The 16,217-nt window shown below is 70.3% G+C and carries 10 protein-coding genes; 8 read left to right on the top strand and 2 right to left on the bottom strand.

Annotation, left to right across the window (positions count from 1 at the left end):
- Positions 1–57 precede the first annotated feature (57 nt).
- Both GSY65_RS04970 and GSY65_RS04965 read left to right on the top strand, forming a co-directional pair.
- A complete protein-coding gene (locus GSY65_RS04970; RefSeq protein ID WP_159766146.1) occupies positions 58–747 on the top strand; it encodes an HD domain-containing protein in 690 nt (229 codons plus the stop codon).
- Between the two features lie 32 nt (positions 748–779).
- Positions 780–3,275 (top strand): SpoIIE family protein phosphatase, encoded by a 2,496-nt coding sequence (locus GSY65_RS04965; RefSeq protein ID WP_159766145.1) that lies wholly within the window; start codon positions 780–782, stop codon positions 3,273–3,275.
- A gap of 505 nt (positions 3,276–3,780) precedes the next feature.
- On the opposite strand, the gene GSY65_RS04960 is transcribed toward GSY65_RS04965, so the two are convergent.
- Complete coding sequence (locus GSY65_RS04960; RefSeq protein ID WP_159766144.1) at positions 3,781–6,267, bottom strand: glycoside hydrolase family 3 C-terminal domain-containing protein; 2,487 nt, start codon at positions 6,265–6,267, stop codon at positions 3,781–3,783.
- A 169-nt stretch (positions 6,268–6,436) separates the two neighbouring features.
- The gene (locus tag GSY65_RS04955; protein ID WP_159766143.1) at positions 6,437–7,696 is read right to left on the bottom strand and encodes an MFS transporter; all 1,260 of its coding nucleotides are present in this window, start codon (positions 7,694–7,696) and stop codon (positions 6,437–6,439) included.
- Between the two features lie 144 nt (positions 7,697–7,840).
- On the opposite strand from GSY65_RS04955, the gene GSY65_RS04950 reads away from it, so the two are divergent.
- From GSY65_RS04950 to GSY65_RS04925, 6 genes are all read left to right on the top strand, one after another.
- Positions 7,841–8,854 carry a LacI family DNA-binding transcriptional regulator gene (locus tag GSY65_RS04950; protein WP_159766142.1) on the top strand — a complete coding sequence of 338 codons (1,014 nt, stop codon included), beginning with the start codon at positions 7,841–7,843 and terminating at the stop codon, positions 8,852–8,854.
- Positions 8,855–9,324: 470 nt separating this feature from the next.
- Positions 9,325–10,848 (top strand): ABC transporter substrate-binding protein, encoded by a 1,524-nt coding sequence (locus tag GSY65_RS04945; protein WP_159766141.1) that lies wholly within the window; start codon positions 9,325–9,327, stop codon positions 10,846–10,848.
- A 41-nt stretch (positions 10,849–10,889) separates the two neighbouring features.
- Positions 10,890–11,831, top strand: a complete 942-nt coding sequence (locus GSY65_RS04940; RefSeq protein WP_159766140.1) for an ABC transporter permease — start codon at positions 10,890–10,892, stop codon at positions 11,829–11,831.
- Positions 11,828–13,645 (top strand): dipeptide/oligopeptide/nickel ABC transporter permease/ATP-binding protein, encoded by a 1,818-nt coding sequence (locus tag GSY65_RS04935; protein WP_159766139.1) that lies wholly within the window; start codon positions 11,828–11,830, stop codon positions 13,643–13,645. Before GSY65_RS04940 ends, GSY65_RS04935 begins: the two co-directional genes overlap by 4 nt.
- Positions 13,642–14,553: an ABC transporter ATP-binding protein gene (locus tag GSY65_RS04930; protein WP_159766138.1), complete on the top strand. Its 912-nt coding sequence runs from the start codon at positions 13,642–13,644 to the stop codon at positions 14,551–14,553. Before GSY65_RS04935 ends, GSY65_RS04930 begins: the two co-directional genes overlap by 4 nt.
- Positions 14,550–16,058 carry a glycoside hydrolase family 43 protein gene (locus GSY65_RS04925; RefSeq protein ID WP_159766137.1) on the top strand — a complete coding sequence of 503 codons (1,509 nt, stop codon included), beginning with the start codon at positions 14,550–14,552 and terminating at the stop codon, positions 16,056–16,058. Before GSY65_RS04930 ends, GSY65_RS04925 begins: the two co-directional genes overlap by 4 nt.
- The last annotated feature ends 159 nt before the right edge of the window (positions 16,059–16,217 follow it).

Raw genomic sequence — 16,217 nt, 5'->3', positions numbered from 1 at the left:
TGGCGGCTTCTCCGCCGACACGTGTCCGTCGGCCCATCCGTGCGCCAGGAGGTCGTCATGCCCCACGATCCCGTGGCCGACCGGCCGCCCCCACCTGCCGGGCTCCCCGCGGAGCACTGGCCGCGGCGCACGGCCCGCCTCACCGGCACCTTCGAGAAGGTCTGGGAACAGGCCCTGCCCCATCTCGACGTACGCAGCAACGACGTGCATTCCCTGTACACCTTCGGCCTGGCCTCGGCCCTGCTCGACGAGGTACCCCAGGCCCGGCCCGACGTCGTCCTGCCGGCAGCCCTGCTGCACGACACCGGCTGGAAGGCGGTGTCCCCGGACCAGATCCTCGCGGCGGTCGCCGACCCGGTGTCGAACCGGGAGACGGTGCGTGCCCACGAGAGGGAAGGGGCGCGCATCGCCGTCCGCATCCTGCGCGACCTCGGCTACCCGCCGGAACTGACCGCCGACGTCGCGGCCATCGTCGACGGCCATGACACCCGGGACCACTCACTCGGCCCGGACGACGCGGTGGTCAGGGACGCCGACAAACTGTGGCGGCTCACTCCGCACGGACTCCGGACGATCGCCTCGTGGTTCGGGCTCGACGCGACGCAGGCCCTGCGCCTGGTCTCGGAGCGCGTCGACGGTCAGCTGCTCACCTCGGCGGCACGTGCCATGGCCGGCGCGCTCGGCGCCGTGGCCACGATCGACGTCAGCCCTCAGCGGCTGACCCTGGACCGGCGTGGGTCCGGTTGATTGTGCGGCGAATCAGGACGACGCTTGGAGCCATGGCGACCTTCGGCCCGTCCGTGAACGAGGGCGATCCCGCCGGCCCGGCGGACCGGCCGACCGGGCTGGTCGTGATCGATGCGCAGGGCGTTGTGCTGGCCTGGAGCCGGAGCGCGGAGCACCTCGTGGGGTACACATCCGCCCAGGCCGCCGGCCGGTCACTGAAGGAACTGGTGGACCTGCCGCCCCCGGCCGCCGCCGGGTCGGGCGCCGTCGAGGAGAGCCACCGGGTACTCCCGGTCCGGTGCCGGGACGGCCGGCTGCTGACCCTGCCGGTGTCCGGCTATCCCCTGCTTTCCGATCACGCCCCGCAGGGCTGGGTGCTGCTGCTCGGGCCGCCTCCCGGTCCTCTCGGGGGCGAAGAACGAGAGGCGCTCGTGGAGTGGCTCCTGAACCGCTCCGGTACGGCCCTCACGGTGTACGACGCCGACCTGCGCTGTGTCTGCCAGAGTGCCGCGATGCGAGGGATCACTGGTGTGCCGGACGACCTGCGCCGGGGGCGAACCCTCGGCGAAGTCGTCCAGGGCGCGAGCGTCGCCGGGTGGGAACAGCGCATGCGCCGTGTCCTGGAGACCGGCGAGGAAGAGATCTGCTTCGACTTCCGCGCCACACCACCCACCGTGTCGCGCACACACGTGTACACCGTGACCACCGCTCCGCTCCGGGACGCCCTGGGGCGGACACTCGGGGTGTGCACCACGGTCGGCGATGTCACGGAGGAACGGCTGGCCCGGGAGCGCCTATCGCTGCTCAACGAGGCAGGCGCCCGCATCGGCAGCACACTGGATCTGGTCCGCACCGCCCAGGAGCTGACGGAGGTGGCCGTCCCGGGGTTCGCCGACTTCGCCCGGGTGGACCTGCTGGAGGGGCTGCTCAGAGGGGACGAACCCGCTCCCGGCCCCATTCCCGGCGCGGTGCGGCTGCGGCGGATCGCCGAGAGAGTGTGGTTCGAAGGCGCCTTCGAGGAGGTCGCCGTCGCCGGCGACGCCGATGTCTACCTGGCCAGCTCCCCGGCGGCACTGTGCCTGGCCTCCGGCCGATCGGCGCTGTACCGGACCTCGGATCCGGCGGTCAGCGCCTGGATCGCGGCGAGCCCGGCCCGCCAGGCCAAGGTCAGCAGGTACGGCACCCATTCCTGGATCCTCGTACCGGTCAGAGCACGCGGCACGACCCTTGGCGTGGTGATGTGCACCCGCACCCGGGACACTCCGGACCCCTTCGAGCCGGAGGATCTGGCGCTGGCCGAGGAACTGGTGTCCCGAGCCGCCGTGTGCCTGGACAACGCCAGGCGCTTCACCCGTGAGCGCACCGCCGCGCTGGCGCTGCAACGCAGCCTGCTGCCGCAGGGGCTGCTCCAGCCGTCCGCCGCCGTGGTCGCCTCCCGCTACCTCCCGGCCAGCCATCGCACGGGCGTGGGCGGTGACTGGTTCGACGTGATCGAGCTCTCCGGGGCCCGAGTGGGCCTGGTGGTCGGCGACGTGGTCGGCCATGGCATCCACGCCGCCGCGGCCATGGGCCGGCTGCGCACGGCCGTGCGCGCCCTCGCCGATGTCGACCCCACTCCGGAGGAACTGCTCACGCGCCTGGACGACCTGGTCATCCGGCTGTCGGCGGAATCCGCCGGCTCGGTCTCTGCCGACCTGGCCCATGACAGTGACGCCGACGCCGGAGCGGGGATCGAAGCCACCTGTCTCTACGCCGTCTACGACCCGGTGTCAGGGCACTGTTCCATGGCCAGGGCCGGCCATCCGGCGCCCGTCCTCGTCGGTTCCGACGGTGCCGTGTCCTTCGTGGACCTCCCTGCCGGGCCGCCGCTCGGCCTCGGGGGCCTGCCGTTCGAGTCGGCGGATCTGGACTTGCCAGAGCAGAGTGTGCTCGCCCTCTACACCGACGGCCTGGTGGAATCGCGACAACGCGACATCGGCCAGGGCCTGGACACCCTGTGCCGGACGTTGAGGGCCCCCGCCGACTCACTGGAGGAGCTGTGCGACCGTGTGGTGGAGACGCTGCTCCCCGTGCGCCCCTCCGACGATGCCGCCCTGCTTCTGGTGCGTCCCCGTCCCCTGGGTCCCGAACAGGTCGCCGTGTGGAACATCTCCCCGGATCCCGCCGCCGTGGCCCGAGCACGAGCAGAGACCCTCCGCAAGCTCGGCTCATGGGGTCTTGAAGAGGCCTCTTTCGTCACCGAGCTTGTGGTGAGCGAACTGGTCACGAATGCCATCCGCTACGCAGACACGCCCATCGAGCTCCGGCTGATCACCCCGCAGTCCTCCGCCACTCCAGGAAGCGCCTCCCCCCGGGTGCTGATCTGCGAAGTGTCGGACAGCAGCAGCACCGCTCCCCACCTGAGGCGGGCGCGGGCCTTCGACGAAGGAGGCCGCGGTCTCCTGCTGGTCGCCCATCTGACCGACCGCTGGGGCACCCGCCAGACCACGACCGGGAAGACCATCTGGTGCGAGCAGGTGCTCCCGGCCGCCACGCTCTCCTCGCACTGACAGGACAGCGAGGGCACGTCACCCCTCGGCGGTGCCGATGACGGGCATGCTCGACCCGGCGCCGGCGGCTGAGGTCGTTGCCGCCAGTCGTGGGTGATGACTGGGGGACTTCTTCGTGGTCGCGGTCGACACCGGCCTGGACGCCCCGCCGCAGGCGTCCCTGGCCGTCCACCGGTCCGCACGGGTGTCCGGGATTCGCGCCTACAGGGTGCACTTGCCGGGCGCAGTCGTCCGGACTTCCTTGACCTGTCGAAGCGACACCGGTCCCGACGGATGGACCAGGAGCGGCCGATGTCGTCACCCACCGGGGGCGAGCCGCGGCTGCGGCGGGAGCCCTCACCTGTCCGCACTGCACCGCCGTCGTGTTGCGCCGGCGGCGCGCGGTCTCGGTGTTCAAAGAACAGGCGGGCCCTGGCACGAAGAACACTTCCTCGTGCCAGGGCCCTTGACTCCGGCGCCGGGGATCCAGGCGGGGCGGGTCGGGAAGGCCCCCGGGCCGGAGTCGTCAGGAGGAGAGCACCGTGATCGGCGTGTCCAGGCGCAGATCCACGCAGCTTCGGCCGGTACGCAGCCAGTGCTCACCGGTCACTGTGCGCCAGGTTCCTGTAGCGGTGTCCCAGGCTTCCACGGCGCGGCGCGGCACGGTGATCTCGACGGAGGCGGACTGCCCCGGCTCGGCCTGGGCGGTGGCGAATCCGGTCAGGCGCCGCAACGGGGTCGGGGACGACGTGGATGCTTCGGCCTCCATCGACTCGATGTAGGTCTGCACGACCTCCCGGCCTGTGCGGGAACCCACGTTGCGGACCCGGACACGGAGTGTGCCGAGGACATCGGACCCGGGAGTGCCTGGGGTGAACTCGGCCTTCTCGTAAGCCCATTCGGTGTATCCGAGGCCGTGTCCGAACCAGTAGGCAGGCTCTGTTCGCCCACGCTGCCAGGCGGCATAGCCGATGAGGAGTTGCTCCTCGTAGCGCAGCACTCCGCCGGTCGGCCGAACATCCAGTACCGGGCAGTCCTCCGCCTCCGCGGGCCATGTGGTGGGCAGTCGGCCGCCGGGCTCGGCCTCGCCGAGGAGTACGTCGGCGAGCGCGTGACCGGCTTCCTGGCCGGGAAACCAGGTGAGCAGGATCGCGGACACGTCGTCACGCCACGGCATCTCCACCGGGGAACCGGTGTTCACCACCACGACCGTCCGGGGGTTGACGGCGGCCACGCGGGCAACCAGTTCGTCCTGGCGCCCGGGCAGCTTCAGATCCGTACGGTCGAACCCCTCGCTCTCGACCTCCTCGGTGGTTGCCACGACGACCACAGCGACGTCCGCGCGGGCCGCGGCTTCCACGGCCTCCCTGAGCAGTTCCTCGTCCGGCCGTGTCGGCGGCCGGTGTCCCAGACCGAAGGACAGCGCCGGAATTCCCTCTCCCACGTCACGGCCGGTCGGGACGTGGTCCAGCGTCACATCGACCGTTCTGCCCGCCTCCAGGTGCACGGTGAGGCGCTCTTCCGACGGCGACATGACGGCCAGGAAGGGATCGTCGCTTTCCGGCGCGAGGTGGGCGTCGTAGAGCACGCGTCCGCCGAGGGTGAACCGCAGACGGCCGTGACCGCTGACGGCGAAGGTGTGTTCACCGGTGCGGTCAGGGGTGAACGTTCCGCTGATCCGTGCGGAGCGGAGCCGGTCGGAGTTGACGCCGGTGGGCATGCTCCCGAACATCTGGACCTTGCCGTCCGGCTGCGGGAGGTCGGCCAGGACGGTGCCCTCGCCGTCGTGGAACTGCGCGCGCAGGGTGAAGCCGTGGAGAGCGGGGGCGAGGTGGGCGCGCGGGTCGGCGCCTTGGGCGTGGACGATCTCCACCTCACGGGGCAGGGCGGCGCGCAGTCCCGCGAGCGGGGTCACGACATGGGGCGGGAACACGGTGGCGGTGCCGCCGCCCATCACCCGGGCGTCCTTCGCCGCGTCACCTATGATCGCGATCCTGCGCAGCCCGTCCGGCTGCCGCAGGGGAAGCACCGCATCGTCGTTCTTGAGCAGGACGAAGGACCGCCGGGCGATCTCGCGAGCCAGGTCGCCTCCGTGTGTGGCAGGGCTGCCCTTGCCCTGCCTGCGGGAAACCTCCGCACCATCGAGCGCGCCCACCCGCAGGGCGAGTCGCAGCACGCGCCGCACCGCCTCGTCGACGGCCTCCTCCGGGACCCTGCCGTCGCGGACGGCAGTGGCCAGAGCCTGCCCGTACACCGTCTTGGGGCCGGGCATGGCCACGTCCAGTCCGGCGGTGATCGCACGCGCCGTGTCCCGTGCCGCACCCCAGTCGGACAATGTGATCCCGTCGAACCCCCACTCGCCGCGCAGCACCTCGCGCTGAAGTTGGTGGTTCTCCGTCATGCTCGAACCGTTCACACCGTTGTACGAGGACATCACCGCCCACACGCCGCCTTGCGTGACCACATGCTCGAACGGGGCCAGGTACAGCTCCCGCAGCGTGCGCTCATCGACTTGGACGTCGAGGGAGAACCGCTCCGTCTCGCTGTCGTTGGCGACGAAGTGCTTCACGGCCACCGCTACTCCTCCGCCCTGGACGCCGCGTACGTAACCCGTCGCCATCCGGCCGGTCAGCACCGGATCCTCCGAGAGGCATTCGAAGTGCCGTCCGCCCAGCGGAGTGCGGTGCAGATTGATCGTCGGCGCCAGCAGCATGTGCACCCCCTTGCGGCGGGCCTCGGCGGCGAGAAGCTGTCCGGCACGGTGAGCCAGCCCCGGATCCCATGTCGCGGCCAGCGCGGTGGGGCTGGGCAGCGCCACTGAGGGGTCCTCCGGAGACCAGCGGGTGCCGCGGACCCCGACGGGACCGTCGGACATCACCAGCGACCGCAGGCCGATGGCGGGGACGGCGGGGAGCGACCACATGTCCTGGCCGGCCAGCAGCCCGGCCTTGGTGTCCAGGTCGAGCCGGGCGAGCGCGGCCTCGACGACATCGGGCGCCGGTGAAGAGGGCATGTGAGGAATTCCTTTCGGACAGGACGGGGGAGCCCGCGGGGCTGCCGCACAGGCCCGGGAACAGTGGGGAGAGGGCCCGGACACAGGTCACGACAGGGTCGGGACAGCGCAGGCGAACAGGGGGGAATGAAGCGGCGGGCCGCGGGTCAGGACGCGGCCCGCCGCTGGTTCAGCGCACGCCGCGGATCGGCAGCATGGCCAGGGACCCGAGCACGGCGACCGCCCCGGCCACCAGGAAAAGCCCGGTGAAGCCACCCAGCACCGAGACCGCGAGCGAGCCGATGAGAGGTGACACGATCTGCGGACCGGCCTGCGCCATGTTCAGTACGCCGAGGTCACGCGCCGCGTCGGAGGCGGAGGGCAGTACCAGGGTCACGATGGCGAGGTCGACCGCCATGAAGCAGCCGAAGCCGAGCCCGTTCAGCGCGGCGAAGACGAGCATCGCGCTCCAGCTGTCGCTGAAGACCGGAAGCAGTGCGGCCACCGCCGAGACGATCGCCGCTCCCGCCACGAAAGGCCTGCGTCGTCCCGTACGGTCGGACAGAACCCCACCGAGCCCTGTGGAGACGGCCATGGCCACGGCACCCACCGGGCTGAGCACGGCCACCGCCTCCACGGGGGAGAGGCCCTCAGGCAGCACGGTGTGATCCTGCACTATGTACAGCTGGAACCCCGCGACGGAGAAGTAGCCCAGAGTGATCAGCGCCCGGCCCGTGAAGGCCCAGCGGAAGTCCCGGCCGCGCAGGGCCGACACCAGCGAGGTCAGCTGCCCGCGCAGCCCGGCGGACCGCGCGCCCGGGATCCGCCGTTCCCTGGCGAGGGAGGTCAGCAGGAGCGCGGCGAACGCGACCAGTCCGCCGAGCAGGAGGTATCCGGTGCGCAGGGACACCGGCGCAGCCCGGGCCGCGAGCCACGGCCCCAGGAAGGCACCCAGGGGGATGCCGAGGCTCACGAATCCCGAGGCGGTGCCGCGTAGCGACTCGGGTATCCGGTCGGGAACGACCGAACCGATCGCGACTTGGTACGCGTTCAGCGCCGCGCTCACCGCGCACCAGCCGACGGTCAGCAGCAGGACCGTACGCAGGTCGGCCAGTACCGCGAGCAGCCCGAACCCGGCCAGGGCACCGCCCAGGATCCAGGGGGTGCGGCGCTCGCCGCGATCGGACAGCGCACCGACGATCGGCTGGACCAGGGTGGCGACCAGCGCCGCGACGCCGGTGACGGTACCGAGGGCGGCCACCTTGCCGCTCGGCGAGATCTGCGCCGCCTGCACGGCCAGCAGGACCCCTGCCCCCATGTAGACGGCGATGACCGCGGTGTTGCCGATCAGGAGCAGTGCGATGAGGGCGCGGTGGCTCGTGGGGGCGTCGGGAGTCCGCGCCGTCGAGACCCTTGTCTCCGAGGCCTTGTCGACATCCTGTGCGGTCATGCCAAGTCCCTGAGGTTGGTGCGAGAAAAGAATAGTCGGATCGCTCAACTTACGCGCGTCAGTGACTCGCGTAAGCGGACCATAGTCATAAGATGTCGACCGGCACAACCATTCAGGACCCAACAGTTTCCGGGGGAGGACGTCGTGGCGAACTCTGCCCGCCGCCGCGTGACCAGCAGCGACGTCGCTCGTGAGGCCGGCGTCTCGCGTGCCACGGTGAGCTACGTCCTCAACGCCGACCCCCGCCAGTCCATCCCGGAACACACGCGCCGCCGGGTCCTGGAGGCGGCGGCCCGTCTGAACTATCTGCCCTCGCCCGCGGCGCGCGAGCTGGCGCGGGGCAGCAGCGACCTCGTCCTGTGCCTGCTGCCCGACTGGCCCATCGGTTTCTCCGTCGGCCGGCTTCTGGAGCACCTGTCCCGAGCTGTGGCGGAGCACGGTCTGACCCTCGTGACCCACCTGGCGTCGGTGAAGGACGGGCTGGTGCAGGACATCTGGCGCAAGGTGGCGCCGATCGGCGTGGTCGTCATGGGTGGCCTCAGCGACGCCGACCGGACCGCGATCCAGGCGGCCGGGATCCAGGCCGTGCACATCCTCGACGAGCCGGGTACCGCCGAGCACAACGAGATGCGGTTGTCCCAGATGGAGATCAGCCGAGTGCAGGTCGCCCATCTCGCGGGCGCCGGGCACCGCAGGCTCGGGTTCGCCGGCACGGACGACGAGCGCCTGGCCGGATTCGCGCAGCTGCGCCTCGACGGGGTCCGGGGAGCCTGCGAGGATCTCGGCCTGCCCGAACCCGTGGTCCACCCGGTGCCTCTGGACCCCGAGCGGGCGGCGGCCGCGGTCGAGGCGTGGCGGAGTCGGGGTGACGGTGAGCCCGTGACAGCCGTGTGCGCCTACAACGACGAGACGGCCCTGGCGATCCTTGCGGGCCTGCGCCGCCTGGGCCTGACGGCGCCCGGTGATCTCGCTGTCATCGGCGTCGACGACATTCCCTCAGCCGGTCTGGCCGATCCGCCGCTGAGCACGGTCGAGCTTGATCTCGAGGCGCAGGCGCGTTTCCTGGCCGACGAGGTGGTCCGCGCGGCGGGCGGCATGCCGCGTTTCCCTGACGTGTCACCGATTTCCGTCCGGCTCATCGTGCGCGATTCCGCCTGACGTCTGCGGCGGCCGTCCCGCTGCCGACCGCTCGCTGCCCTGTAGCGGAACGGTCTGCCGGGCCGGGTCGCTCGTGGGTGCCGCTGCCGGAACCCCCGTGTTCCTGCCGTGTGCGCGTCCGGGTATGCCCGCAGGGCCGCGCTGACCGGCGGGGAAGTCGCAAGCGGTCCACGCCGTCTGCCGGGCAGAGTCCCGGTGAGTGCCGGTGCGCGTGGTCTCGCCGGTGCCGCATCGCGGCTGTGCGGACGACTTTGTGTCCGGACACAGTCAGGGTCCTCCTCGGCGGTACGAAGTCTTCCCGCCCAGGTCGTCCCGGTCCGGCGGCAGACCTCCCGGCCTCCTCGTGAAATTTGTCGGCAATGACCTGTTGCCTTTTCGGACACGTTCGCTCTACCTTCACTTACGCGCGCAACTGACGCGCGTAAGTTTCCTCTTCCGTGCTCCCGACATCTGAGAAACCGGAGCAGATCATGAGAAGAACCCTCATTGCCGCAGGCGCCGTCGCATTGGTGGCCGGTGTGTCCGCCTGTTCCGGTGGCTCGCCCAGCAGTGGCACGGCGGGCTCCAAGACGCTGACGCTCGCACCGATCGTCCCGCCCCAGCCCTGGGACCTGAAGGACGCCGGCCTGGGCAACAACGCCCAGTACTACCAGCCCGTGTACGACTCGTTGCTGCGTCTGGACACCAAGGCCGAGCCTGTCGCCAATGTGGCCACCTCGTGGAAGTACGCCGCGGGCAACACCGAGCTGACTCTGAAGATCCGGTCCGGCCTGAAGTTCACCGACGGCTCGGCCCTGGACGCGGCGGCCGTCAAGGCGAACCTGGAGCACACCCGCACCGGCACCAACGAGGCGGCGGGCCAGCTCAAGGCCGTCGAAAGCGTCACGGCAAGTGGTTCCGACAGCGTGACGCTGAAGTTGTCCGCGCCCGACCCGTCGCTCCTGCCCAACCTCGGCTCGGTGGCCGGCATGCTGGCCAGCCCCAAGGCCATCGACAGCGGCGCCCTCAAGGACGCCCCGGTCGGATCGGGGCCCTACAAGCTGGACAAGGCCGCCACCACCAACGGCAGCGTCTACACGTTCGTCCGGAACAAGGACTACTGGAACAGCAAGGCGTTCCCCTTCGACAAGGTGGTCCTCAAGCCCCTGAACGACCCCACGGCCGTCCTCAACGCCCTGCGCTCCGGCCAGATCAACGGCGCGCTGCTGACCACCCCCAAGAACATCCCGGTCGCCCGCGGCGGTGGACTGGACGTCACCACGTACGCCTCCGGTGACATCGCCGGCGTCTATATATGGGATCGCGGTGGCAAGCTCACCCCTGCCCTCGGGAAGGTCAAGGTCCGTCAGGCCATCAACTACGCCCTCGACAGGTCCTCCCTGGTCAAGAGCGTGTATCAGGGGGCGGGCAAGGCGACGACGCAGTTCTTCAATTCCTCGGGTGCCGCCTATGACGCGTCCCTCGACGCGAAGTACCCGCACGACCCCGCGAAGGCCAAGGCCCTGTTGAAGGAGGCCGGCTATCCCGAGGGCTTCACGGTCAAGGTCCTCGATTTGAGCGGGCCGTTTCCCGAGGCGCAGGCTGCCATGGTCGAGCAGCTCGCCGAGGTGGGCATCAAGGTCAAGCTGGTCACCGTCCCCTCCGACCAGACCATCAAGCAACTGCTCGCCGGCAAGTTCTCCATGTCGTACTTCCCGCTGGCCTCCTTCCGTCCCTGGGACACCACCCAGATCGAGGTCGCGAAGGACGCCACGTGGAACATCTTCAAGTACGAGGACCCGAAGGTGACCAAGCTGATGGACACCGCGCAGCACGCCACCGGCGCGAAGCAGGAACGGGCCTTCAAGGAACTCAACACCTACCTGGTCGACCAGGCATGGAACGCGCCGTGGGCAGCCGTGCAGGCGGCCTACGCCACCACCAAGACGGTCGAGGTCGTCCCGCAGCCCTTCACTCCCGTGCCGCCGCTGTACAACTTCAGCCCGGCCGCCTGAGGACACGAGGCCGGCAACGTGAAAGATCACAAGAGGCGGTCATGATCTCGTTTCTGACGCGGCGCCTGCTGTCCGGAGTGGTCCTGGTGGCGGTGATCTCCGCTCTCACCTTCGTGCTCATGAGCATGACCGGGACGGACACCGCCAGGAACCTGGCGGGTGCCACCGCGACCGCTCAGCAGGTCGCCCAGAAGAAGACCGAGCTGGGCCTGGACCGGCCGGTGGCGGCGCAGTACACGGACTGGCTCGGATCCGCCCTGCGCGGCGATCTGGGCCGGTCCTGGGCCGGCGGCGACAGTGTCGCCGCCTCCCTGAGCGACAAGCTGCCGGTGACCCTGTCCATCGTCATCGGTGGACTGCTGCTGTCGGCGATCCTCAGCGTGCTGCTGGGAGTCGGCGCTGCGGTCCGCGGGGGCCTCCTGGACCGTGCCGTCCAGCTGCTCGCCGTCATCGGTTTCGCAGTACCCAGCTTCCTGATGGCGCTCGTACTGGCCCTTTTCGTCGGTGTCCGATGGAGAATGCTGCCGGCCACCGGCTACACCGCCTTCTCGGAGTCCCCGTCCCTGTGGCTGCAGTCGATCATCCTGCCCTCCGTCTCGCTGGCCGTGGGCGCCATCGCGGCCACGGCGCAGCAGATCCGCAGCGCCATGGCCGACGTACTGCGCCTGGACTACGTACGGACCCTGCGCAGCCGGGGGCTGAGTTCGCGCAGCCTGCTGCTGCGGCACGCACTGCGCAACGCCGCGCCGTCAGCGCTGACCGTGCTCACCCTGCAGTTCATCGGCCTCGTCGGGGGCGCGGTGGTGGTCGAGAAGGTCTTCGGCCTCGCGGGCATCGGCTCCCTGGCCAACACCGCGGCCTCCAACGGGGACACCCCGCTGCTCATGGGCGTCGTGGTGGTGATGGTGGCTCTGGTCGTCGTCGTCAACCTGCTGCTCGACGTGGCCCAGGGCTGGCTCAACCCGAAGGTGCGTGTCGCATGACCCTGCTCCCGGAACCCGGAACCCTCGGCGGGGAGCCGGTGATCGCTGCTCCCGCCTCGCGGCAACGGCTGCTGCGCCGGCTCCTGAAGGACCCGGTCGCGGCCGTCAGCCTGGCGATCCTCGGCCTGGTGGTCCTGGCCTCCGCCGCCGCGCCCCTGCTCACCGCCCACGATCCGGCCGGCTCCAACGTGGCGCACGCGCTGGCCCCTGCCGGCGGCGCCCATCCGCTCGGCACGGACGGTGTCGGCCGCGACGTACTGGCCCGCCTGCTGTACGGCGGCCGCACGAGCCTGCTGGGAACAGCCCTGGCGACCGCGGTCGCGGTGCTCCTGGGCGTTCCCCTGGGGCTGGTGGCCGGCTACTTCCGCGGCTGGTTCGACGGAGTCGCGAGCTGGTCCGCCAACCTGGTCATGTCGGTCCCGGCCATCATCCTGCTGCTGGTGGTCCTCGGCTCGGTCGGCCAGAACACCTACGTAGCGATGGCCGTCTTCGGTCTGCTGATGGCACCGGGTGTCTTCCGTTTGGTACGCGGACTGGTCAACGCCGTGCGCGAGGAGCTGTACGTCGACGCCGCCCGCGTGTCGGGCCTGTCCGACGGTCGCATCATCCGCCGCCACATCCTGCGCGTCGTCCAGGCACCGGTGATCATCCAGGCCGTCCAGATTCTCGGCATCGGCATCCTCATCCAGTCGGGGCTGGAGTTCCTGGGGCTTGGTTCGTCGGGGAAGGCCAGCTGGGGGGCGATGCTCAACGACGCCTTCGGCAACATCTACACCAAGCCGGTGCTGCTGCTGTGGCCCGGCCTCGCCATCGGGCTGACGGTCGCCGCCTCCGGGCTGCTCGGCAACGCGCTGACCGACGCGCTGTTCGGCGGTGCCGCCGGACGGTCCCGAAAGCGCCGGTCCGCCAAGCCGGTGAAACGATCCGTCGGCGAGGACCGTCCCACCTCGCTGCCTCTCCCTCGATTGTCCGGCGACGAACTCCTCGTCGTCGAGGACCTCAAGGTGACCTACCCCAAGGACGACGGCGAGACGATCGTCGTCGACAGGGTCGGTCTGACCGTCCGGCGGGGCGAGGTCCTCGGCCTGGTGGGCGAGTCCGGCTCGGGCAAGAGCCAGACGGCGTTCGCCGTCCTTGGACTGCTGCCCGCCGAGGCCCGCACGACGGCCCGGCGGCTCGTCTTCGACGGCACCGAGCTCGGGACCTCCGACCGGGGCCGGACACGCCAGGCACTGCGCGGCCGCAGGATCGGATATGTACCACAGGAACCGATGTCGAACCTCGACCCCTCCTTCCGGATCGGCTCCCAGCTGGCCGAGCCGATGCGCCGGCATCTCGGACTGTCCCGGAGCGAGGCGAAAGAGAAGGCGCTGGCACTGCTGGAACGGGTGGGGATCGCCGATCCGGCGCGCGTCTACACCTCCTACCCCCACCAGATCTCCGGCGGAATGGCACAGCGGGTCCTCATCGCCGCCGCCGTGTCCTGCGACCCGGACCTGCTTGTCGCGGACGAGCCGACGACGGCGCTGGACGTGACCGTGCAGGCCGAGGTTCTGGACCTCATGAGGTCCCTCCAGCAGGAACGGCGGATGGGCATGATCCTCGTCACCCACGACTTCGGCGTGGTCGCCGACATCTGCGACCGGGTCGCGGTCATGCAGAACGGCCGGATCGTCGAAGCCGCCCCGGCGCGGGACCTGTTCGCCGCGCCCACGCATCCGTACACGCGGATGCTGCTGGACTCGACCCTGGAGGACAGCGAGCCGCGTCGTCCTCTGGGCACCACCGGAACCGAACAGGGAGCGGACGCATGAGCGCTGTACCTGCCGACCTCACGCGGCACCACGGACCGGACAAGGACCCTGCGGACGACGGACCGCTGCTGAGCGTGGACGGCCTCGTGGTCGAATATCCAGGGAAACGGCGCAAGGTGCCGTTCCGCGCCCTCAAAGGCGTCAGCCTCACCATCGGAGCCGGTGAGACCCTGGGGCTGGTGGGCGAGTCCGGCTCGGGCAAGACCACGCTCGGCCGGGCCATTCTCGGCCTCGCCCCGGTCACGCACGGCACGATCACCTTCCGGGGCAGGGGCATCTCCCACCTGGGGAAGAGAGAGCGGCGGGCGCTCGGCGAGGACATCCAGGTCGTCTTCCAGGACCCGTACACCTCGTTGAACCCGGCCCTGACCATCGACGACATCCTGACCGAGCCACTGCTCGTCACCGGTGTGTCCGGCCGTGACGCCCGTGCCCGGGTGCGTGAACTGCTGCATCAGGTACGCCTTCCGGCCGACGCCGGGGCAAGACTGCCAAGAGAGTTCTCCGGCGGCCAGCGGCAACGCATCGCCATCGCCCGCGCGTTGTCGCGCTCACCGCGGCTCATCGTCTGCGATGAGCCGGTCAGCGCGCTCGACCTGTCCAATCAGGCGCGCGTCCTGGACCTCCTCGTCGAGATCCAGGAACGCACCTCTGTCGCGTACCTCTTCGTCACCCACGATCTGTCCGTCGTACGCCACATCAGCCACCGGGTAGCCGTCATGTACCACGGAGAGATAGTCGAGACAGGCACGGCGGCCTCGGTGACGGGCCAACCACAACACCCCTATACCCAGAAGCTGTTGCTGGCCGCCCCGGTGCCGCACCCGGCCAGGCAGGCCGAGCGGCGCGCCGCGCGCCGGGAACTCACCGCACGGGAATCGGCAAGCATGAAAGCAGGCAGCGCATGACCCCCCTCCCCAACCCCCTCATTCCCGGCTTCAACCCGGACCCGAGCATCTGCCGGGTCGGTGACGACTACTACATCGCTTGCTCCAGTTTCGAATACCTGCCGGGCATCCCGATCTACCACAGCAGGAACCTTGCCGACTGGACACCGATCGGTCATGTCGCCACGCGAGCGTCCCAGCTGGGGCTTCACGACGTCCCGACCCTCGGCGGCGCCTGGGCCCCCACGCTGCGTCACCACGATGGGCGCTTCTGGTGCGTCGTCACCGACGCCAACGGACGCGGCAGCCTGATCTTCACGGCCGAGCGGCCCGAGGGCCCCTGGTCGGACGGCACCCCGATGCAGGGCGTGAGCGGCATCGACCCGGACATCGCCTGGGACAAGGACGGCACCTGCTACCTCACGTACTCGGGGCTGGTTTTCAACGGCGACGGAACCGACATGACGCACCTCGGCATCCAGCAGGTCCGCCTCGACCCCGAGAGCGGCAAGGCCTTGGAGGAACCGCGCTCGCTGTGGTCCGGTACCGGCCTGATGTTCCCCGAGGCCCCGCATCTCTACGACATCGACGGCACCTGGTACCTGGTGATCGCTGAGGGCGGCACGGAACGGGGCCACGCTGTCAGCGTGGCACGCTCCACCCGCCCGGACGGTCCTTTCGAGGGCTGTCCCGCGAACCCCGTGCTCAGCGCCCGCAGCACCGACCGGCCCGTCCAGAACACCGGCCACGGCGACCTCGTCGAGGGGCCGGACGGATCGTGGACGATGGTGCTGCTCGGCATGCGGCCCCGAGGCATGACCCGAGCCTTCTCTCCCATGGGCCGCGAGACCTTTGCGTCGCCCCTGCGCTGGGTCGACGGATGGCCCGTCATCGAGCCGGTCGAACTGAGCCCTGCCGGCCCCACCGTGCGCATCCGAGACGACTTCGCTGCGGACCGCCTGGGGCCGGAGTGGCTGGCGGTCCGTCAGGAGCCCCGCGCCCTGGCCAACCTGACCGAACGGCCCGGCTGGCTCCGGCTCACGGCCGACGGCACAGCGGACATGGACGCCCTCCGTCCCTGCTTCCTCGGCCGCAGACAGCAACATGAACGGGCCAGTGTGACGGCCCTGCTCGACGTCCGGGAAGGGCGCGGCGGACTCAGTGTCCGCATGGACGAGTGGCACCACTACGACATCGAAGCGAATGCCAGGACCGTGTGTGCCCGCGGGAGGACCGGGACGCTCACTCAGACCTGGGAACTCCCGTTGCAGGGAGACGCCGCACGCGTCGAACTCCGCATCAGCGCCGAGCCGGCTCCGGAGCGCGGTCCGGGACGCCTCGGTCCGGACGTCGTACGGCTGTCGGTACGGGCGGGAGACGAATGGACTGATCTGGCTGTGCTGGACGGTCGCTATGTCGCGGCCGAGACCGCTGCCTCCTTCACGGGCCGCGTTATGGGCATGTACGCCGCGGAGGGGACGGTGGACGTCGACTGGCTGATCTACGAAGGACGGGACAACGGCTGAATCAGGCATGAGCCGACCGAGTTGATCCGCCACCAGGGATGGGGTGCAAGAGCAGATGCCGGCCGGGGCCCGCCGGGACTGTGGTTCGCTCGCCCTGCAGGCGCAGGCGCGACCGGCTGTCAGTGAAGCCGGCCCTCCGCGCCGCCTTCCGGCCTCGAC

This window comes from Streptomyces sp. HM190 (genome assembly GCF_009857135.1).
In the GTDB taxonomy this organism is placed as follows: Bacteria; Actinomycetota; Actinomycetes; order Streptomycetales; family Streptomycetaceae; genus Streptomyces; species Streptomyces heilongjiangensis.
This window is presented reverse-complemented; position numbering and strand designations above follow the sequence as displayed.